Below are 19620 nucleotides of genomic sequence, written 5' to 3'. Positions count from 1 at the left end.
GAGTGGTGGAGTCGTGGTCAAGTGGAAAACCACCCGTTCGGGCTGAGCCTGTCGAAGCCTCGCGCGGCGCTTCGACAGGCTCAGCGTGAACGGTTTGCAATGGGGTGATCCCGCCTCCAAAAAATCTCAGGACCGGGCCGATGCAGCCGCCAGCTGCGCCGCCGCGGGCCGCCACACGATGTCGGACACGTTCACGGGCTTGGGAATGAGCCCGAGCTTGAAGAACGCATCGGCCACGCGCTGCTGGTCGGCCACCGTGGCGTTGCTCAACAGCCCCACGGGCGACGAAGGGCGGCGCTGGATGAACAGGCTCACCACGCCCGCGTCCAGGCCGCTGAAGTCGGCCACCAGCTTGATCGCGTCCTTGCGCGCCTCCTGCGCCAGGCGGTCGGCGCGGCTGAGTTCGTCAAACAGCACGCGCAGCACCTGCGGGTGGCTTTGCACGAAGGGGCGGGCCGCCAGGTAGAACGAGTTGTTGCTGCTGGCCAGGTCGCGGCCTGTTGCGAGAACACGGGGCTGGATGGCCAACTCGGTGGCCGCATAGAACGGGTCCCAGATGGCCCAGGCGTCCACGCTTTTGCGCTCGAACGCGGCGCGCGCATCGGCCGGAGTCAGGTACACGGGCTGGATGTCGGCCCACTGCAACCCGGCCCGCTCCACCGCGCGCACCAGCAGGTAGTGGGCGCTGCTGCCCTTTTGCACGGCGATGCGGCGGCCCTGGAGGTCGGCCAGGGTGCGCAGGGGCGAATCCTTGAGCACCAGCAGGGCCGAGCTGTCGGGCTTGGGCGGCTCGGCGCCGACGTAGAGCAGGTCTTTGCCGGCGGCCTGGGCAAACACGGGCGGCGAATCGCCGGTCAGGCCGAATTCGAGGCTGCCAACCGACAGCGCTTCGAGCAGCTGTGGCCCGGCGGGGAACTCCAGCCAGCTCACGCGGGTGCCGGGGAAGCGCTTTTCCAGCACGCCCTGCTGCTTGAGGATGACGAGGTTGACGGCCGACTTCTGGTAGCCAATGCGCAACTGCTCGGGGCCTGGCACGGCCGGGCTTTGCGCGTGGGCGTAGCGGCTGGCCAGCGCCCAGCTGAACGCGGTGACGCCCAGCAGTTGCAGTGCGCGGCGGCGCTGGGGGCTCAAGGGGGTGTGGGTCATGGGGGTGACTCCTTGCGGTGCAGTGCCATCAGTCCCTCAAAGGTCCACCGGCGCGGCATGCAGCAGGTTGAGCTTTCTGGGGATGAGCTTGAGGTCGAAGAAGGTGTTGGCAATCGCCTGCTGCTCGGCCAGGATCTCGCGCGTGACCGGCGCCGTGCCGAAGCGGGCGCGGCTCAGGTACAGGTCGGTGATGGATTTATCGAGGCCCAGCACGGCCGACAGCTCGGCAGCGGCGGCGTCCTTGTTCTTGGACACCCAGGTGTCGATGGCGTTGACCTCTTCGATCGCAATGCGCAGCACGTCGGCGTTCTTGGTGGCGAAGTCGCGCGAGGTGAAGTAGTAAGCGCGGTTGTTGACCACGCCCGTGGCGTCGGCCAGCAGGCGGGCGTCCAGCGTTTTTTGCGCGGCGGCGAGGAAGGGGTCCCAGATGATCCAGGCATCGACCGCCCCCTTTTCAAAGGCCGCCCGTGCATCGGCCGGGGCCAGGAAGACGGATTGCACGTCGCCGTACTTCAGGCCGTGTTTCTCCAGCAGTTTGACCAAAAAATACTGCACGTTGGAGCCCTTGTTGTAGGCCACGCGCTTAGCCCTAAGGTCGGCCACGCTGCGGATGGGCGAATCCTTGGGCACGATCACGGCCTCCAGCGCAGGGCGCGGCACGGTGGCGCCCGCATACACCAGCGGCGCGCCAGCGGCCTGGGCAAAGATGGGCGGGGCTTCGCCCACATCGCCGAAGTCGATGGAGCCCACGTTGAGCGCTTCGAGCTGCACGGGGCCCGCGTTGAACTCGGTCCAGGTGACCTTCACGCCCAGCGGGGCCAGCCGCTTTTCGAGCGTGCCACGGCCCTTGAGGATGGAGAGCCAGCCCTTTTGGTGGCCGACGCGCAGCACGCGGCTGGTGGTCTGTGCTTGCGCAAGGGCCGAGGCCCCGGCCGTGCTGAGCGCTGCGGCGGCCAGGCTGGAGAGCAGCGCCTGGCGGCGATTGAGAGTGGAGTGCAATGGCATGGTGTGTTGTCTTTCTGAAATGTCTGGTCAGACAGGAATCGGGTTGGAAGATGGGCGGCGGCCTGTGGCTCACCGCCCGGCAGTGGCAACGGCAGGCACCACCGGCATGAGCAGGAAGGCGCCAATCACCACGAGCGAGGTGACCACCAGCAGGCTGATGCCCAGCCAGCGCAGCGCGTCGCGCAGGCCCAGGGGGCGCTCTTCGAGCGGCGCTTGCGTTTGCTTTTGCCTTTGCACTTGCGCGGGGGCCTGCGCCTGGGTTTGGGCGGGCAGAGGGATCGCGTCACCGGACATGAAAAACACCTTTGTCTGCAGGCAGCGGGCAGGCAACAGCCCACCCTGCCCGCACACAGCAGGCATTGCCAGGGAACCAATGGAAAGAGGAGAAGGGGAAGCGGGCCGCCACCGGCCGCCATGCGAGCCGGCGGCCACCGCGCTGTCAGACGCTACATCGCACCTGCGAGAAGTGCACCGGCGCGAAGCGCGTGGCCTGGGCGGGGGATGGACGCAGGGTTTCGGTGACCAGCACGTTGACCGCGTCGTCCAGGCGCGTGGCGATGTCGTCGTTCAGGTGGTAGGCGCCCTCAGGCGTCAAGGTGACCTGGGCATCCGTGGCATAGATGCCCGGCAGGATGCTTTTGGCACCCAGCGACTGCAGCACGGGGCGCAGCGCGTAGTCCAGCGCCAGCATGTGGTGCGGGCTGCCGCCCGTGGCCAGGGGCAACACCACCTTGCCCTTGAGGGCCGTCTGCGGCAGCAGGTCCAGGAACACCTTGAGCACGCCGCTGTAGGCGGCCTTGTAGACCGGGGTGGCCACCACCAGCACGCGGGCCTGGGCCACCTGGTCCACGGCCCCCGCCACCGTCGGGTGGCCAAAATCGGCCAGCAGCAGCGCCTGGGGCGACAGGTCGCGGATGTGGATGCGGTCGACCAGCGCGCCCCGCACCGACAGGCGCTGGGCCACAGCGTCCAGCAGGGCGGCGGAGCGGGAACGCTCGGAGGGGCTACCGGCGATGAGAAGGGCTGACATGTGATGCGATTCCAGAGGGCGTGGCAAGACCAGCGCCACCGTGGATCCGGCTTTGCCGGGCCAGGGGTGGCGCCCCTTGAGGGGAGGCGGCCAAAGGCCGCTTCGGGGTGAACCTATTTCTTCGTGTAGATCTGGTCGAAGCTCGCGTTGTCCGCAAAGTGCTCCTTGGCCGCCTTGTCCCAGCCACCGAACGCATCGTTGATGGTGAACAGGTTCAGCTTGGGGAACTGCTTGGCGTACTTGGCCTTGGCTTTGTCAGACACGGCGGGGCGATAGAAGTGCTTTCCCGCAATGTCCTGGCCTTCTTCGGTGTAGAGGTACTGCAAGTAGGCCTCGGCCACGGCACGGGTGCCCTTCTTGTCCACGTTCTTGTCCACCACCGACACGGCGGGTTCGGCCAGGATGGAGATCGAAGGGGCAATCACGTCGAACTTGGTGCCGAACTCTTTTTCGAGCAGGTAGGCCTCGTTCTCCCAGGCAATCAGCACGTCACCCTGGTTGCGCTGCGCAAAGGTGATGGTGGAGCCGCGCGCGCCGGTGTCCAGCACAGGCACGTTGCCATACAGCTTGGCCACGAAGTCCTTGGCCTTGGCGTCACCGCCGTACTTGCGCTTGGCAAACTCCCACGCGGCCAGGTAGTTCCAGCGCGCACCGCCCGAGGTCTTGGGGTTGGGCGTGATCACCTTCACATCGGCACGCACCAGGTCGTCCCAGTCCTTGATGCCCTTGGGGTTGCCCTGGCGCACCACCAGCACGATGGTGCTGGTGTAGGGCGAGCTGTTGTGCGGCAAGCGCTTTTGCCAGTCTTTCGGAATCCAGCCGCCATTGGTGTGCAGCGCGTCGGTGTCGCCCGCCAGCGCCAGGGTGGCCACGTCGGCATCCAGGCCGTCGATGATGGAGCGCGCCTGCTTGCCCGAGCCGCCATGGCTTTGCTTGATGGTCACGTCCTGGCCGGTCTTGGCCTTCCAGTGCTTGGCAAACGCCTGGTTGAAATCCACATACAGCTCGCGGGTGGGGTCGTACGACACATTGAGCAGCGTCACAGACTGTGCAAACGACGGCAATGCCGTCAGGGCCAAACTGCCCACCAGGGCGGCGGCAAAAGGAAACTTGATAAAGTCGCGGCGAAAGTTCATGGAGGGCCTCTTTTTAAGAATGTGTTGCGGTGCAAAACACCGATGGAACGCATTCTGAAAGCCCCTCTTCAAAACTGGAACTACTGAGATTTCAGTTCTTTATACCCAAAACATCTGAGCAGCCACCTCCCTATGGTTGCCCATTCCCATTCAAAAAAGGAAACCCCATGGCACGCACCGTTCAATGCATCAAGCTCGGCAAGGAAGCCGAAGGCCTCGACTTCCCCCCCTACCCCGGCGAGCTGGGCAAGCGCATCTGGGAGAGCGTGAGCAAGGAAGCCTGGGCCGGCTGGCTCAAGCACCAGACCATGCTGGTCAATGAAAACCGCCTGAACCTGGCCGACGCCCGCGCCCGCCAGTACCTGGCCCGCCAGATGGAAAACCATTTCTTCGGCGGCGGCGCAGACGCCGCGGCGGGATATGTCCCGCCCAGTGCGTAACGTAGTGAAGCACTGCGAGAAATGGTTTCGCTAAAACCATTTCTTCGGCGGCGGCGCAGACGCCGCGGCGGGATACGTCCCGCCCAGTGCGTGACGCAGCGCAACACACCCCGGAGCGGTTCGCGGTAAAACCCGCCTTCCCTTTCCAACAGGCCGGCGCCACGCCGGCCTTTTGCCGTTCTCATGACTGAACCCATCGAGTGGCTGCCGGACGGCACCCCCTACAGCCCCCGCTTCGGCGACCGCTACCACAGCGAAAACGGCGGCCTGGACCAGGCCCGCCGGGTGTTTCTGAACGGCTGTGGCCTGCCCGAGGCCTGGGCGGGGCAGCCGCAATGGCGCATTCTGGAGACAGGGTTTGGCTTTGGCCTGAACTTCCTGGTGACCTGGGCCGCCTGGCGGGCCGATCCCGCGCGGCCCACGCTGCTGCACTTCGTATCGACAGAAGCCTGGCCCGTGAGTGCAGCCGATCTGCTGCGTGCCACCTCGGTCCACCCTGAGCTGGCCCCGTTGGCAGAAGCACTGCACCAGCAATGGTGGGGCCTGCTGCCGGGCGTGCACCGCCTGCGTTTTGATGACGGCCGGGTGCTGCTCACCCTGTATGTGGGCGACACCCAGGCCATGCTGCGCCAGCAGAACCTGACGGTGGATTCCATCTACCTCGACGGCTTCAGCCCCCAACGGAACCCCGAAAACTGGGACCTGCACACCCTGAAGGCCGTAGCGCGCTGTTGCCGTCGCGGTACACAGCTCGCCACCTGGACCATCGCACGCGCTGTGCGCGATGCCTTGGCGCAATGTGGCTTTGAAGTGACCCGTGTGCCCGGTGTGCCGCCCAAGCGCGACAACCTGCACGCCACCTACAACCCGCGCTGGGAACCGCGGACCACGCGCCAGCCTGTGGCCACGGCCGACCCCGCCCTGCCCGGCCCCTGCATCGTGATCGGCGGCGGCATTGCGGGCGCGGCCACCGCCGCCAGCCTGGCGCGGCGCGGCTGGCAGGTCATGGTGCTGGACCAGGCCGCCGAGCCCGCTGCAGGCGCATCCGCCCTGCCCGCCGGTGTGTTTGCCCCCCATGTATCGCCGGATGACAGCGTGCTCTCGCGCTTGTCGCGCAGCGGCATCCGCACCACGCTGCAGCAGGCCCGCGAGTTGCTGAACGAAGGCGTGGACTGGGCCCCCTGCGGCGTGCTGGAGCACCGCACCGACGGCAGCCCCGGCCTGCCACCCGACTGGGCCACAGGCCCGGGCGCCGCGTGGAGCGAACCCGCCTCCCCCGCCACCCTGGCCGCAGCCCTGCTGCCGCCCGGCGCCACGGCCTGTTGGCACCCCCAGGCCGGCTGGGTGCGCCCGGCGCGCCTGGCCAGGGCCTTGCTGGCGCAACCCGGCATCCAATGGCAAGGAAATTGCCCGGTGGCCCAGCTGCGGCGCGTGGAGACGCCCGCCGCCCCTGGTGCCCCGGCCGCCACCACCGCCACCGCCTGGCAGGCGCTCGATGCCCAGGGCCAGGTGCTGGCCGAAGCGCCCACCGTGGTCATTGCGGCAGGCGCGGGCAGCCCGGCGCTGCTCAGCCACCGCTGGCCCCTGCAGCCGGTGCGCGGGCAGGTGTCCTGGGCCCCGCACCCCGATGGCGCGGACGCCTCGGGTGCACCTGCCGCGCCGCTGCTGCCGTTTCCGGCCAACGGCCATGGCAATCTGGTGCCCCGGTTTCCGCTGGGCGATGGCGCCGACGGCCCCCAGGGATGGGTGATGGGCTCCACCTTCGAGCGCGATGTGGAGGCCCTGCCGCCCAGCGCCGCCGACACCCAGGCCGCCCACGCAACCAATTGGGCCAAATTGCAAGGCCTGCTGCCCGGGATAGCCCCCCAGCTGGAGACCGCCTTCGCCCCGGCCCTCGCCACCGCCCCGGGTGCCGGCCTGGCGTTGCCAGGCACGCCCACCGTGCACACCTGGGCCGCCGTGCGCTGCACGGCGCCCGACCGCCTGCCCATCGTGGGGCCGGTGGATGCCGCCCGCCTCCCCGGCCTGTGGGTCAGCACCGCCATGGGGGCCCGGGGGCTGACGCTCGCGCTCTTGTGCGGCGAACTGCTGGCCGCCCGCCTGCAAGGCGAGCCTCTGCCGATCGATGCCCGGCTGGCCAAGGCGCTGGGCACAGAGAGGCTGGTTTAAGAACCTGTTCAAAAAGCCGGACGCGGCGCCCGGCCCACCACCGGGCTGATGGGCCAATCCATCGGCACCACCCCGCCAACCCGCGCCAATCCTCACTTATAAACAAATAAGCATATTGGCAGAGCAAAACAATAGTTTGCATCCATAAGAGAGCCCCCTACATTCGCAGCCATGCATGAATTGGCGTTTGTTTTTGCGGGCTTTGCTGTCGGGCTGATCGTGGGCCTGACGGGGGTGGGCGGTGGCTCGCTGATGACGCCTGTGCTCATCTTCTTCTTTGGCATCAAGCCCCACCTGGCCATCGGCACCGACCTGCTGTTTGCCGCCTTCACCAAGATGGGCGGCACGGTGAGCATGGCGCGCCAGCGCCTGGTGCCGTGGCGCGTGGTAGGCCAGCTGTGCGCGGGCAGCATCCCGGCGGCCCTGCTGTCGCTCTGGGCGCTCCAGACCCTCGGGCCTGCCAGCGCTGTGGCCCAGCGCATCATGACCACCACGCTGGGTTTTGCGCTGCTGCTCACGGCGGCGGCCACGCTGTACAAGGTGGTGGCTTTCTCGCGCCAGCGCCAGGCGGCCGACCAGGCCAAGCGGCTGGCCAGCGCCGAGCAGGCCACCCGCCCCCGCCACTGGAGCCTGCCCGTGCTGCTGGGCGCCGTGATCGGCACGCTGGTCACCTTCACCTCGGTGGGCGCAGGTGCCATCGGCGTCACTGTGCTGCTGCTGGTGTACCCCCTGCTGCCACTGCCACGCATCATCGGTGCCGACATCGCCTACGCCGTGCCCCTGACCCTGGTGGCCGGCCTCGGCCATGCCTCACTGGGCTCGGTGGATTGGCCTTTGCTTGCACAATTGCTGGCTGGCTCGCTGCCGGGCATCTGGCTGGGCTCGCGCCTGGTCACCCGCACGCCTGAGCGCCTGATTCGCTCCGCCCTGTCCCTCCTGCTGGCCTGGGCAGGCTTCAAACTGATTCTGATCTAGGAACCACCCGGTTCCCGCCCCACGATGTACCAATACACCGCTTTCGACACACAGTTCGTGCACCAGCGCGCAGCGCAGTTCCGCGACCAGCTCACACGCTGGCAGACCGGCAAGCTGAGCGAGGACGACTTCCGCCCGCTGCGCCTGCAAAACGGCTGGTATGTGCAGCGCTACGCGCCCATGCTGCGCGTGGCCGTGCCTTACGGCGAGATCGCCAGCCGCCAGCTGCGCGTGCTGGCCCAGATCGCCCGCGAATACGACGAGCCCGAAGCGGCGGTTTTCAAGGCCGCCATGGAAGGCCAGGGCAAGCTGGGCACCACGTTCCTGCCCAAGAACTGCGCCCACTTCACCACCCGCACCAATGTGCAGTTCAACTGGATTCCGCTGTCCAAGAGTGCCGACGTGATGGACCTGCTGGCCAGCGTCAACCTGCACGGCATCCAGACCAGCGGCAACTGCATCCGCAACACCACCACCGACGCCCTGGCCGGCATCGCCGTGGACGAGATCGTGGACCCGCGCCCCTATGCGGAAATCCTGCGCCAGTGGACCACGCTGCACCCCGAGTTCGCGTTCTTGCCGCGCAAGTTCAAGATCGCCATCAGCGGCGCCAAGGACGACCGCGCCGCCACCGGCTGGCACGACGTGGGCCTGCATGTGCTCAAGAACGACGCCGGCGAGATCGGCTTCAAGGTGTTCGTGGGCGGCGGCATGGGCCGCACGCCGGTGATCGGCACGGTGATCCGCGAGTTCCTGCCCTGGAACCAGGTCATGAACTACATCGAGGCCATCGTGCGCGTGTACAACGAGCACGGCCGCCGCGACAACAAGTACAAGGCCCGCATCAAGATCCTGGTGAAGGCCGAAGGCCAGCAGTACATCGACGATGTGGAAGAAGAGTACCGCCAGATCCTGGAGATCGACGGCGGCCCCCACACCATTCCGCAGGCCGAATTCGACCGCGTGGCCGCCTGCTTTGTGGCGCCCCAGCTGGCCGACATTGCCGACGTGGCTCCCGCTGCGCTCGAAGCCTCGCTGGCAGCCCAGGCCGCCGAGCATGTGGCCTTTGGCCGCTGGCTCCAGCGCAACGTGCATGCGCACCAGAACCCGCAGCTGCGCGCCGTCACGCTGTCGTTCAAGCGCCCCGGCCAGTCGCCCGGCGACGCGACCAGCGAACAGCTGATCGCCCTGGCCGACCTCGTGGACAAATACTCCGCCGGCGAAGCCCGCGTGACGCACGACCAGAACGTGTTGCTGCCCTGGGTGCATGGCAGCGAGCTGTTTGCCCTGTGGCAAGAGGCCAAGGCCCTGGGCCTGGCCAGCGCCAACGTGCAGCTGCTGACCGACATGATCGCCTGCCCCGGCGGCGACTTCTGCGCGCTGGCCAACGCCCGCTCGCTGCCCATTGCCGAGGCCATCACCCAGCGCTACCAGGACCTGGACGAGCTGGACGACATCGGCGAGATCGACCTGCACATCAGCGGCTGCATCAACAGCTGCGGCCACCACCACAGCGGCCACATCGGCATCCTGGGCGTCGACAAGGACGGCAAGGAGTGGTACCAGGTCACGCTGGGTGGCTCCGATGGTTCCGACCTGTCGGGTGCTGCCGTCGCAGGCAAGGTGATTGGCCCCTCGTTCTCGGCGGCCGAAGTGCCGGACGTGATCGAGGCCGTGCTCAGCACCTACCGCGACCTGCGCGAACCGGGCGAAACCTTCCAGTCGGCCGTGCGCCGCACGGGCCTGGACCCGTTCAAGGACGCCGCCAAGCAAGCCCGCCACAAAGAACCAGAAACCGCTGCCGCCTGAGGCGGTGCCGTACAGCACAGCCCCACAGACATGATGTTGAAACTACTCGCCGCCCAAGACCACCAGCCGCCCGCAGAGGGTGACGCCCGCACCGTGGCCCTGCCCAACGATGCCGACGCCATGGCCCTGCCACTCGATGGCGTGGAACGTGTGGACCTGCACTTCCCCAGCTTCACCGATGGCCGCGCGTTCAGCCAGGCCTTCTTGCTGCGCCGTCGCCGTGGCTTTGCGGGCGAAATCCGCGCCACGGGCGATGTGCTGATCGACCAGTTGGTGCAGATGCAGCGCACGGGCTTTACCAGCGCCGTGCTGCGCGAAGGCGTGGACCCAGCCGACGCCCAGCGCCAGTTCGAGATGTTCCCTGGCTTCTACCAGGGCGACGCCATCAACCCCCAGCCGCTGTTTGCCAGCAAGGCCGCTTGATCGGCGCCCCCCTGCCAAGCCCGCCCCTATCCCATCGCACCGCATCGCACAGCACAATGAGCCAACTCGACCTCGCACGCATCAACGCTGAACTCGGCCGCAACGCCGAAGGCCTCGTCGCCTGGGCCCTGGGCCTGGGCCAGAGCCCCATCGTCACCACCAACTTCCGCCCTTTCGAGGCGGTGATCCTGCACATGGTGTCGCAGGTAAACCCCGATGTGCCCGTGGTGTGGATGGACAACGGCTACAACACCGAGGCCACCTACCGTTTTGCCGACGAGGTGACGAAACAGCTGGGCCTGAAGCTGCAGATCTACCTGCCGCGCCGTTCGCGCGCGCACCGCGAAGCCGTGGAGGGCGCCACGCCCGCGCTGGACGACCCGCGCCACGCCGCCTTCACCGAAGAGGTGAAGCTCGAACCCTTTGCCCGCGCCCTGCGCGAAACGGCGCCCAAGGTGTGGTTCACCGCGCTGCGCGCCACCGACACCGCCGTGCGCGCCCAGATGGACCCGGTGAGCATCAACCCCGACGGCCTCATCAAGGTGGCGCCGCTGCTGCACTGGTCGTCCAAGGACCTGCACGAATACTGCGTGAAGCACGGCCTGCCCAACAACTTCGACTACGTGGACCCCACCAAGGGCGAAGACAACCGCGAGTGCGGCCTGCACCTGGCCCACTGACCCCAGGCCCGACCATGAACGCCCGCACAGACTCAGCGCTGCTTGAGAAAACCAACAACATGAGCTACCACCTCAACAACTCCCACCTGGACGCGCTGGAAGAAGAAACCATCTTCATCCTGCGCGAAGTCGCCGCTGCCTTCGAGCGCCCCACCCTGCTGTTCTCGGGCGGCAAGGATTCGCTGGTCATGCTCAAGTGCGCCGAAAAAGCGTTTGGCGCGGGCCGCATCCCCTACCCGCTGCTCATGATCGACACGGGCCACAACTTCACTGAAGTGACGGACTTCCGCGACTTCCGTGCGAAGGAGCTGGGCGCCGACCTCATCGTGCGAAGCGTGGAGGATTCGATGGCGCGTGGCACCGTGCGCCTGGCCCACCCGGGCGAATCGCGCAACGTGCACCAATCGGTCACGCTGCTCGAAGCGATTGAAGAGTTCCGCTTTGACGCCCTGATCGGCGGCGCCCGCCGCGACGAAGAAAAGGCGCGTGCCAAGGAACGCATCTTTTCGCACCGCGACAGCTTTGGCCAATGGCAACCCAAGGCCCAGCGCCCTGAACTGTGGACCCTGTTCAACACCCGCCTGCAGCCGAACGAGCACTTCCGCGTGTTCCCCATCAGCAACTGGACCGAGCTCGATGTGTGGCAGTACATCGACCGCGAAAACATCGCGCTGCCCAGCATCTACTACACGCACAAGCGCCAGGTGGTGGACCGCAAGGGCCTCTTGATGCCCGTGACCGAACTGACCCCGCCGCGCGACGGCGACGTGGTGGAAACGCGCGACGTGCGCTTTCGCACCGTGGGCGACATCACTTGCACCGCGCCGGTGGAGAGCACGGCCGCCACCCCGGCCGAGATCGTGATCGAAACCCTGGCCGCCGACGTGAGCGAGCGCGGCGCGACCCGCATGGACGACAAGACTTCCGATGCTTCCATGGAGAAGCGCAAAAAAGACGGGTACTTCTGATGACCACTACCAATTCGATAGCTGCAAGCGCAATCCAGACAAGCGCCGGAGCCCAAAACGACCACATCTCCGCCCTCAAGTTCATCACCTGCGGTTCGGTGGATGACGGCAAGAGCACACTGATCGGCCGCCTGCTGGTGGACAGCAAGGCCGTGCTGCAGGACCACCTGGCCGGCGTACAGCGCCAGGGCGAAACCGACCTGGCCCTGCTGACCGACGGCCTCAGCGCCGAACGCGAGCAAGGCATCACCATCGACGTGGCCTACCGCTACTTCGCCACCGAAGAGCGCAAGTTCATCATCGGCGACGCCCCCGGCCACGAGCAGTACACGCGCAACATGGTCACCGCCGCCAGCAGCGCCGATGCCGCCGTGGTGCTGGTCGATGCCACCAAGCTCGACTGGAAGAACCCCCACCTGGCCCTGCTGCCGCAAACCCGCCGCCACAGCCTGCTGGCCCATTTGCTGCGCGTGCACTCGCTGGTGTTTGCCGTGAACAAGCTCGACGCGGTGGCAGACCCCGCGCTGGCCTGGCAGCACATCCAGGGCGCACTGCAGTCCTTCGCCCAAGCGGCCGGCATCACCGTGCGCGCCACCGTACCGGTCTCCGCGCTCAAGGGCTGGAACGTGGTCGATGCCCATGCCGGCTGGTGCGGCTACGAAGGCCCCACCCTGCTGCAAGTGCTGGAAGTGCTGCCCAACACGCCCGCCGACACGGCGCTGGCACCGGCCTTTCCCGTGCAGTGGGTCGAAAAGTTCTCGTCCTCGTCCGACACCACGCAGGGCCGCCGCGTGTTCTGGGGCCGCGTGGCCGCAGGCAGCTTTGCGCCCGGCACCGCCGTGCAGGTCTTCCCCAGCGGCCAGCTGGCCACCGTGGCCCAGGTGCTGGACCACGCCCGCCGCCCCACCGATGTGCCCGCAGGCACCAGCGCCGGCATCATCCTCGACCGCGAGGTGGACGTGTCGCGCGGCGACTGGATCCTGGCCGCCCCCACGGCAGCCGCCGCCCCGGCCGACGATGACTTTGGCGACACACCCGCTGCCACCCCGGCCTGGCCCGCCAGCCGCGAGTTGCACACCACCATCGCCTGGATGGACGACGAACCCCTGGTCGCCGGCCGCGTGTACTGGGCGCTGCATGGCCACCGCTGGGTCAAGGCCAAGGTGAAGGCCGTGGTGCACAAGCTCAACATCAACACGCTGGCCGAAGAAGCCGCCACGCAGCTCGACCCCAACGCCATCGGCCATGTCCAGCTCGTGCTGCAAGAGGCCATTCCGGCCGCCGCCTTCGGCCAGGCGCGCGTGCTGGGTTCGCTGATTCTGGTGGACACCGCCAGCCACAAGACCGCTGGCGCCGTGCTGGTCAACTGATCCAAATCAGCACCCCAACCCCCAGTCACCCCATCGGGGTGAGGGACCCTGTAACCAAAGGTCGGTGAAAGCTTTTAAAATCGAGGGTTTTCACCGACCCACACAATTCCTGTCATGACCCACGTCGTCTCCGAAAACTGCATCAAGTGCAAGTACACCGATTGTGTGGACGTGTGCCCCGTGGACTGCTTCCGCGAAGGCCCGAACATGCTCGTCATCGATCCCGACGAATGCATCGACTGCGCCGTGTGCATCCCCGAATGCCCGGCCAACGCCATCTTTGCCGAAGAAGACCTGCCGGCCGACCAGCTCGCCTTCATCAAGCTCAATGCCGACCTGGCCTTTGCCGACGGCTGGAAAAGCATCACCAAGCGCAAGCCCGCGCTGCCCGACGCCGACGAGTGGAACGGCAAGCCTGGCAAAGTCAACGACCTGGTGAAGTAAGCCGAACGGGCACCCCTTGGTGAGCCAGGCTTTGCAAACGTCCGCCGTTGTGGAGACCGACGCCGTCGTCATCGGCGCAGGCCCTGTGGGCCTGTTCCAGGTGTTCCAGCTCGGGCTGCAAGGCATCAGCGCCCACCTGATCGACGCCCTGCCCCATGCGGGCGGCCAGTGCGTCGAGCTGTATGGCGACAAGCCCATCTACGACATCCCCGGCATCCCGGTGTGTACCGGGCGGGAGCTGGCAGACCTGCTGCTCCGGCAGATCGCGCCCTTCCAAACCCATTGGCACCTGAACACGCTGGTGTCTGCGCTCAGCGTGCAAACCGACGGGCGCCTGCTGGTCGAAACCTCCCAAGGCGCGCAGTTGCTGGCCCGCACGGTGTTCATTGCTGCCGGTGTGGGTGCCTTTGTGCCCCGCACGCTCAAGGTGGACGGCATCGAGCGCTTTGTGGGCACGCAGGTCCACTACCAGAACCTCCCCGCCAGCGTGGACGTGGCCGGGCGCCATGTGGTCGTGCATGGCGGCGACGAGCCTGCCGTGGCGCGCGCCGTAGAGCTGGCAGAACAAGGCCAGGCCGCTCGCGTCAGCCTGCTGCACCGCCGCGATGTGTTCCAGGCGCCTGAAGCCCTGCTGCAGCGCCTGCGGCAGTTGCGGGACGCGGGGCGCATCCATATCGAGGCCGCGCAGATCACCGGCATCGACCCCACGGGCGATCGACTGACGGCCTTGCAGGTGGTAGACGCCGACGGCAGCACCCGCGCCCTGGCCCTGGACCTGCTGGTGGCCGTGCTCGGCATCTCGCCCCGCCTCGGCCCCATTGCCGACTGGGGCCTGGCCATGGACCGCAAACAACTCGTGGTGGACACAGCGGCCTTCCGCACCAGCGTGCCCGGCATCCATGCCGTGGGCGACATCAACACCTACCCAGGCAAGCGAAAGCTGATCCTGTGCGGCTTCCACGAGGCCACACTGGCCGCCTTCGGCGCGGCCGAGGCGCTCAAGGGCGACAAGGTGGCGCTGCAATACACCACCACCAGCCCGCGCCTGCACCAGTTGCTGGGCGTGGCGCCAGCGGCCCCCGCCGCCTGAAAAGCGCCCCGGCACGGCCAGGGTGTCGCGTCAGGCCAGAAGCGCGTCTGCGCTGCCGGGCTCGATAGGCAACCGATACCCCTCAAGCCCGGCAGGCGCCTTGGCTCACGAAGGCCGCTTCATCTGGCACGAGGTGGGCTGGGCGCTGATGTAAGAATCCCACACGGCTTCGGTGCGAAAGCCGTAGCCCGTGCCCTCGGCGTCGTATTTCACGCCTTTGCTGCCCTGCTTGGCCCAGATGCCCAGGTACAAGGGCGCTTCCAGCTGGTGGTCGCTTTTGCGCATGCGCACTTCGCCCATCGGGCTCTTGTAGGTCATGCCTTCCAGGGCAAAAGCAACCTTCTTGGCGTCGGTGGACTGTGCCTTGCGCATGGCCTCGTGCAACATGTTCATGGTGTTCCAGTGCGCCGCAAAGACGAAGTCTTCGTTGTACTTCTTCTTGTAGTCCACATAGATCTTCTCCAGCTCTGGCGAGGGTGCGTTGTGGACCCAGTTCCACACCACACCGACCTTGCCGTCGCCCCAGGCCCCCAACTGCGCAGGGGTGCCCGGGTTGTTGGCATTCAAGGTGAAGTAATTGATGTTCAGGCCATAGTCGCGGGATGACTTGAACAACAGGGTCAGATCACTCCCCCAGTTGGAGGTGATGACCGTGTCGGCTTTGGAAGACGCAATCTTCGCCACATAGGGGGCAAAGTCGCGGGTCTGTGCGATGGGCACAAAGTCGTCTCCCACAATCTCGACATCGGGCCGCTTGCGGGCCAGGTATTCCCGGGCGGCTTTCGACACCTGCCGGCCATGGGTGTAGTCCTGGTTGATCAGATAGATCTTCTTGATGTCCTTGCGGCCTTCCATGTAGGTGGTCAGCGCCTCGATCTTCATCTCGCTCGAAGGATAGAAGCGAAAGTGCCAGAAGCTGCAGCGGTCGTTCGTGAGCTGAGGGTCCATGGCCGCGTAGTTGAGGTACACCGTGGCCCGTTCCGGGTCCCGTTCGGCCAGCTTGTTGAGCGCATCCACCAAGGCCAAAGCGGCACCCGACCCGCCCCCCTGGGTGACAAAACGGATTCCCCGATCAGTGGCTGCCTTGAGCGCGTTCAAGGTCTCTTGCGGGGTGCCCTTGTTGTCGAAATCGGCCACCTCAAACTTTGGGTCATTGGGGCCGGCTTTGGCATTGAGCTTTGCAACCACCTCCCTCAATTGCTTGAGCGAGTTCTGGCCCGTCAACGCGAAGGGGCCCGAAAGCAGGTCGATGAAGCCAATCCTGACCGTCTCGGCAGCGCCCGCGTGGGCGGTTGCCGCGAGTGCGCCTGCACATATCCAGACCCTGAGCGCATTCCTGCGGACCATGTTCATAGCTGTCTCCTTGTGTGTGGGTGGTTTTTCATGAAAGGCCGTCTTCTCAATCGCTGTCGAAAACATGTCCATGGCGTTGCCGCAGTTCGTTCTTCTGGACTTTGCCGGTGCCGCCCAGCGGCAGGCTGTCCACAAACAACACGTCATCGGGCAACCACCACTTGGCGACCCGTTCCGCCAGGAAATCCAGGATCTGGGGCTTGTCCAGGGCCTGCCCCGGCTTGCGCACGATGAAAAGCAAAGGGCGTTCGTCCCACTTGGGGTGTTTGACCCCGATCACTGCCGCCATGGCCACTGCCGGGTGCGCCACGGCCGCGTTTTCCAGGTCAATGGAACTGATCCACTCGCCGCCAGACTTGATCACATCCTTGCTGCGGTCGCGGATCTGCACCACCCCTTGGGGGTCGATGGTGGCGATATCGCCCGTGGGGAACCAGCCATCCACCAGCGCGGTGCGCTCGGCCTTGTGGTAGCGCTCGACAATCCACTGGCCCCGCACCATCAACTCGCCCTGCGAGGCGCCGTCGCGCGGCAGGGTGAGGCCCTGTTCGTCCACCAGCTTGAGTTCGATGCCGAACACCGATTTCCCTTGTTTGGCGACCAGCGCATGGCGCTCTTCGGGGGCAAGGTCGGCCTCCGCGGTGCCCAGGCTGCTCATGGTGGCAATGGCCGTGGTTTCGGTCATGCCCCAGCCGTGGCGCACCTCCACGTCAAAAACATCGTTGAACTTGGCAATCAGGGCTTTGGGCATGGCGGAGCCCCCCACCCCCGTGCGGCGCATGGTGGTAAAGCGCAGGCGGTTCTGCTCGACATACTGGATGAGGCCCATCCAGATGGTCGGAACGCCCGCACTCACGGTGACGCGCTCGGTCTCCATCAGCTCGTACAGGCTGGCAGCATCCAGCCGGGGGCCTGGCAGAACCAGCTTGGCACCGCCGATCAGCGCGGCATAGGGCAGACACCAGGCATTGATGTGGAACATCGGGACCACGGGCAACACGGTCTCTTGCGGGGAAATGCTGAGCACGCCCGGCATGCACGCAGACATGGCGCTCAGGCTCAGGGCCCGGTGCGAATACAACACCCCTTTGGGATGGCCGGTGGTCCCCGACGTATAGCAAAGTGCTGCACCTATTTTTTCGTCGCATTCGGGCCAATCAAACACATCGACCTCAGCGGCGATCAGCGGTTCATAGGCCAGCACTGAGCCCACCCCTTGCAGGTCCATGGCGGCCAACGCCTGTGCATCACACAGGGCAACCCAATGCCGCACGCGGGGGCACGAGGGCGCAACGGCTCGCACAAGGGGCGCAAACGTGGTGTCAAACAGGACGACCTCGTCCTCGGCGTGGTTGATGATGTAGGCCAGTTGCTCCGAATGCAGGCGGGGATTGCAGGTGTGAATCACCATGCCGCTGCCAGACACCGCGTAATACGCCTCCAGGTGGCGGTGGTTGTTCCAGGCAATGGACCCCACCACACTGCCCGGCCTCAGCCCCAGCGGTTTCAGGGCATTGGCCAGTTGCCTGGCTCGGCGCGCCATGTCGGCAAAGCGGTAGCGGTGCAATGCGCCATCTGTTTCGCGCGAAACAATGTGCTGGTCGCCGAACTGGTTTTCGCCATGCTCCAGAATGGCCGAAACGAGTAAGGGCCGGTCCATCATGCTGCCGGGCTGGTTCATTGTTCTGGCCTCCTGGTGGTGCGTGTTCTGCCAACGCTGTGCAACCGCTGGATGGCCTCTCGTGCCGATCCGTACAAGCGCCCCGCATATTCGCAAACATCGCCGCGCGGACTTGTCGTCTGCGGGACTGCGGAGCAGTGCCCCCTGTGCCGGGCCGTCGCGCACCAGACACCCTCTCGATGAAGCCCCCGGGAAAGACCGTGAACAGATTTGAAGAGCGCAGCCGCACGAATCCGTGCAATAGAATCCGCTGCGCACCACCACAACGCTGGTGCATTCGCTAGGGGTGCCCTGTGCCAGCTGTGGTGCAGAGGCTGAGAGAGTCCCTTTGAACCTGATTGAGATCAGCCGGCGTCAGGGTTGGAACAGTAAACGAGCGGCCAGCTATCGGCCAGGAGCAGTCGGTGGATACGAATGAAAACAGCCGCTCAAAGACGAAATTCACCCGCCGCGTCAGGCATTCGCGTGGATAACTTGTTCAGGCGGAGATGTTCAAGATTGCAAATCACCTTTTCGACTTTGACTTTTCAAAGACGCCTCTCAGCACGTCAGTTAATACTGTCTTTAACAGAGGCTCCGAATTGACCTTCATCGTGTTTCCTGCAAGCTCTTGCAGGGACACGAACTTCGGAGCAAAGGGCGACTTCTGCTTATCTGAGACTACAGAATCAAACTCCGCTGAAGTCATTAGTGGTGCCCATGCGTGAGCAAGATTTCTATTCCATTGTTCTTGATGCTTAGGAACAGAAACAGCAATTTCCGCTCGTAGAAGCTCATCTGCCTTTTGCGGCCCTAGCTCGGCCTCTACACCTTTGTAGGTCGTTGTGGCTTTGGCGATCTTGTAAGTCATGCCCGTGAGGTTTTCACCGAGTCGCAGAGCTTTGACCATCTTTAGTGCACTGTCTTCGCTTTGTCCAAAAGCGATCAGCGTGGCAAACATGAGTACGGGTGCAATTCCGACTCGAAAAGCAATGAGCAATTTTCTTGAAGTTGACATAGGCTTCAGGTTGTAGGCAGTTCTCGCATTACAGAACTCAGACAAAGACAGCGGGGGAGGTCATGGTGATACCAGACGACCTAGTTGACCATACCCGCTGTCGGCCAGGAGTAGCCGGGCGCGACAGATTAAGGGCCAGTCAACGTTTGAGAGGGGAGGCTACCAGAGGCAGTCCTCTCGATTGAAGAGTTAGGCGCCATGCTGCGGAGTGCATCGGATTGGCGGCCTCATCGGCCAGTGCTTTTTTCGAACCGGCAGCACGTATGGCAGGAAGCTCCCGCATAAGTGTTTGACCTAGCCCTTAGGCGAGAGCGAGCCATGATGCGAGCATGATGAAGTGCACTCCGGTCGGGACTTTTACGCCGCCGTATGGGGCCGCGCTTAGCAAGAACATCACTGGCAGCACTACGAGATACAGACCGGTGCCTAGAAGTCCAGCTGTCAGCCATTTCTTATAGGCGTGGAGATGGTGTGCTGATGCAGCCACCCGCAGCGTACAACTACAAGGAGCGCCACGCATAAGCCAAGCAACAGTATCGTGGCCCACCTGAGCGAGAGGACAGCCACGATTGCGCCGACTGGATGGCTTTCTTTTAAGAATGTCGCGACGTTCACTCCCATCTTCGATAGATATGTATCGAAGATGGGAGAAAAAATGGGTAGCTCGCACTGGCTAGAGTAGTTAACGAGAGAATGATTCGAAGCATTTATTGGCGCCCAGCGAATGAAAGGGTCTCCCCGTCTTTGTTGTCTTGCGCAGTTGCGGAGTGCGGCATCCAGTTGTCGCCATAAGAAGTTTGTTCTCTCATCAACTCACTCGTTTGTTGGAAGGGGAAGTCTATGACTGCCATCGTCGCCCTCGGAATCGATCTGGCCAAGAATGTCATTTATGTGCATGGCGATG

18 protein-coding genes are annotated in these 19620 nt (G+C 65.1%); 10 read left to right on the top strand and 8 right to left on the bottom strand.

Annotation, left to right across the window (positions count from 1 at the left end; genetic code table 11):
* Positions 1-126: 126 nt before the first annotated feature.
* From DBV10_RS17510 to DBV10_RS17490, 5 genes are all read right to left on the bottom strand, one after another.
* Positions 127-1146 carry a sulfonate ABC transporter substrate-binding protein gene (locus tag DBV10_RS17510; protein WP_124514872.1) on the bottom strand — a complete coding sequence of 340 codons (1020 nt, stop codon included), beginning with the start codon at positions 1144-1146 and terminating at the stop codon, positions 127-129.
* A 36-nt stretch (positions 1147-1182) separates the two neighbouring features.
* Positions 1183-2151 (bottom strand): sulfonate ABC transporter substrate-binding protein, encoded by a 969-nt coding sequence (locus tag DBV10_RS17505; protein ID WP_124514871.1) that lies wholly within the window; start codon positions 2149-2151, stop codon positions 1183-1185.
* 69 nt (positions 2152-2220) lie between these two features.
* Positions 2221-2445, bottom strand: a complete 225-nt coding sequence (locus DBV10_RS17500) for a hypothetical protein (RefSeq protein ID WP_124514870.1) — start codon at positions 2443-2445, stop codon at positions 2221-2223.
* A gap of 145 nt (positions 2446-2590) precedes the next feature.
* Positions 2591-3181, bottom strand: coding sequence for an NADPH-dependent FMN reductase (gene ssuE, locus DBV10_RS17495; protein ID WP_124514869.1), 591 nt, complete (start codon positions 3179-3181; stop codon positions 2591-2593).
* 113 nt (positions 3182-3294) lie between these two features.
* The gene (locus tag DBV10_RS17490; protein WP_124514868.1) at positions 3295-4317 is read right to left on the bottom strand and encodes a sulfate ABC transporter substrate-binding protein; all 1023 of its coding nucleotides are present in this window, start codon (positions 4315-4317) and stop codon (positions 3295-3297) included.
* Positions 4318-4484: 167 nt separating this feature from the next.
* Between DBV10_RS17490 and DBV10_RS17485 the strand changes: the two genes are divergently transcribed.
* The 10 genes from DBV10_RS17485 (at position 4485) to DBV10_RS17440 (ending at position 14685) form a co-directional block, all read left to right on the top strand.
* Positions 4485-4757 (top strand): oxidative damage protection protein, encoded by a 273-nt coding sequence (locus DBV10_RS17485; RefSeq protein WP_010461281.1) that lies wholly within the window; start codon positions 4485-4487, stop codon positions 4755-4757.
* A gap of 183 nt (positions 4758-4940) precedes the next feature.
* On the top strand, positions 4941-6926 hold the full coding sequence (gene mnmC / locus DBV10_RS17480) for an FAD-dependent 5-carboxymethylaminomethyl-2-thiouridine(34) oxidoreductase MnmC (RefSeq protein ID WP_124514867.1): 1986 nt from the start codon (positions 4941-4943) through the stop codon (positions 6924-6926).
* Positions 6927-7097: 171 nt separating this feature from the next.
* Complete coding sequence (locus DBV10_RS17475; protein ID WP_124514866.1) at positions 7098-7901, top strand: sulfite exporter TauE/SafE family protein; 804 nt, start codon at positions 7098-7100, stop codon at positions 7899-7901.
* 24 nt (positions 7902-7925) lie between these two features.
* Positions 7926-9710 (top strand): nitrite/sulfite reductase, encoded by a 1785-nt coding sequence (locus DBV10_RS17470; protein ID WP_124514865.1) that lies wholly within the window; start codon positions 7926-7928, stop codon positions 9708-9710.
* Between the two features lie 36 nt (positions 9711-9746).
* The gene (locus DBV10_RS17465) at positions 9747-10133 is read left to right on the top strand and encodes a DUF934 domain-containing protein (RefSeq protein WP_124514921.1); all 387 of its coding nucleotides are present in this window, start codon (positions 9747-9749) and stop codon (positions 10131-10133) included.
* Positions 10134-10189: 56 nt separating this feature from the next.
* Positions 10190-10813, top strand: coding sequence for a phosphoadenosine phosphosulfate reductase family protein (locus DBV10_RS17460; RefSeq protein WP_124514864.1), 624 nt, complete (start codon positions 10190-10192; stop codon positions 10811-10813).
* Between the two features lie 14 nt (positions 10814-10827).
* The gene (gene cysD / locus DBV10_RS17455; RefSeq protein ID WP_124514863.1) at positions 10828-11781 is read left to right on the top strand and encodes a sulfate adenylyltransferase subunit CysD; all 954 of its coding nucleotides are present in this window, start codon (positions 10828-10830) and stop codon (positions 11779-11781) included.
* Positions 11781-13151 (top strand): sulfate adenylyltransferase subunit 1, encoded by a 1371-nt coding sequence (locus DBV10_RS17450; RefSeq protein WP_124514862.1) that lies wholly within the window; start codon positions 11781-11783, stop codon positions 13149-13151. Before cysD ends, DBV10_RS17450 begins: the two co-directional genes overlap by 1 nt.
* A gap of 114 nt (positions 13152-13265) precedes the next feature.
* A complete protein-coding gene (fdxA, locus tag DBV10_RS17445) occupies positions 13266-13595 on the top strand; it encodes a ferredoxin FdxA (RefSeq protein ID WP_124514861.1) in 330 nt (109 codons plus the stop codon).
* A gap of 31 nt (positions 13596-13626) precedes the next feature.
* Positions 13627-14685, top strand: a complete 1059-nt coding sequence (locus DBV10_RS17440; protein WP_124514860.1) for an NAD(P)/FAD-dependent oxidoreductase — start codon at positions 13627-13629, stop codon at positions 14683-14685.
* Positions 14686-14790: 105 nt separating this feature from the next.
* Here DBV10_RS17440 and DBV10_RS17435 read toward each other — a convergent pair whose 3' ends face one another.
* From DBV10_RS17435 to DBV10_RS17425, 3 genes are all read right to left on the bottom strand, one after another.
* Positions 14791-16038 (bottom strand): branched-chain amino acid ABC transporter substrate-binding protein, encoded by a 1248-nt coding sequence (locus DBV10_RS17435; protein ID WP_124514859.1) that lies wholly within the window; start codon positions 16036-16038, stop codon positions 14791-14793.
* A gap of 46 nt (positions 16039-16084) precedes the next feature.
* A complete protein-coding gene (locus tag DBV10_RS17430) occupies positions 16085-17719 on the bottom strand; it encodes a long-chain-fatty-acid--CoA ligase (protein WP_124514858.1) in 1635 nt (544 codons plus the stop codon).
* Positions 17720-18224: 505 nt separating this feature from the next.
* Positions 18225-18659, bottom strand: coding sequence for a hypothetical protein (locus DBV10_RS17425; protein ID WP_124514857.1), 435 nt, complete (start codon positions 18657-18659; stop codon positions 18225-18227).
* Positions 18660-19620 lie beyond the last annotated feature (961 nt).

Origin of the sequence: Acidovorax sp. FJL06, assembly GCF_003852545.1 — a bacterium.
GTDB lineage: Bacteria > Pseudomonadota > Gammaproteobacteria > Burkholderiales > Burkholderiaceae_C > Acidovorax.
The sequence above is the reverse complement of the archived record's forward strand: the minus strand, read 5'-3'. Positions and strand labels throughout refer to the sequence as shown.

Coding starts and splice junctions, on each gene's coding strand:
- DBV10_RS17485 (WP_010461281.1), top strand. CDS start 4,485: ATGGCACGCACCGTTCAATGCATCAAGCTCGGCAAGGAAGCCGAAGGC.
- DBV10_RS17505 (WP_124514871.1), bottom strand. CDS start 2,151: ATGCCATTGCACTCCACTCTCAATCGCCGCCAGGCGCTGCTCTCCAGC.
- DBV10_RS17435 (WP_124514859.1), bottom strand. CDS start 16,038: ATGAACATGGTCCGCAGGAATGCGCTCAGGGTCTGGATATGTGCAGGC.
- DBV10_RS17475 (WP_124514866.1), top strand. CDS start 7,098: ATGCATGAATTGGCGTTTGTTTTTGCGGGCTTTGCTGTCGGGCTGATC.
- DBV10_RS17430 (WP_124514858.1), bottom strand. CDS start 17,719: ATGAACCAGCCCGGCAGCATGATGGACCGGCCCTTACTCGTTTCGGCC.
- DBV10_RS17490 (WP_124514868.1), bottom strand. CDS start 4,317: ATGAACTTTCGCCGCGACTTTATCAAGTTTCCTTTTGCCGCCGCCCTG.
- DBV10_RS17510 (WP_124514872.1), bottom strand. CDS start 1,146: ATGACCCACACCCCCTTGAGCCCCCAGCGCCGCCGCGCACTGCAACTG.
- mnmC (WP_124514867.1), top strand. CDS start 4,941: ATGACTGAACCCATCGAGTGGCTGCCGGACGGCACCCCCTACAGCCCC.
- ssuE (WP_124514869.1), bottom strand. CDS start 3,181: ATGTCAGCCCTTCTCATCGCCGGTAGCCCCTCCGAGCGTTCCCGCTCC.
- fdxA (WP_124514861.1), top strand. CDS start 13,266: ATGACCCACGTCGTCTCCGAAAACTGCATCAAGTGCAAGTACACCGAT.
- DBV10_RS17425 (WP_124514857.1), bottom strand. CDS start 18,659: ATGTTTGCCACGCTGATCGCTTTTGGACAAAGCGAAGACAGTGCACTA.
- cysD (WP_124514863.1), top strand. CDS start 10,828: ATGAACGCCCGCACAGACTCAGCGCTGCTTGAGAAAACCAACAACATG.
- DBV10_RS17470 (WP_124514865.1), top strand. CDS start 7,926: ATGTACCAATACACCGCTTTCGACACACAGTTCGTGCACCAGCGCGCA.
- DBV10_RS17500 (WP_124514870.1), bottom strand. CDS start 2,445: ATGTCCGGTGACGCGATCCCTCTGCCCGCCCAAACCCAGGCGCAGGCC.
- DBV10_RS17450 (WP_124514862.1), top strand. CDS start 11,781: ATGACCACTACCAATTCGATAGCTGCAAGCGCAATCCAGACAAGCGCC.
- DBV10_RS17460 (WP_124514864.1), top strand. CDS start 10,190: ATGAGCCAACTCGACCTCGCACGCATCAACGCTGAACTCGGCCGCAAC.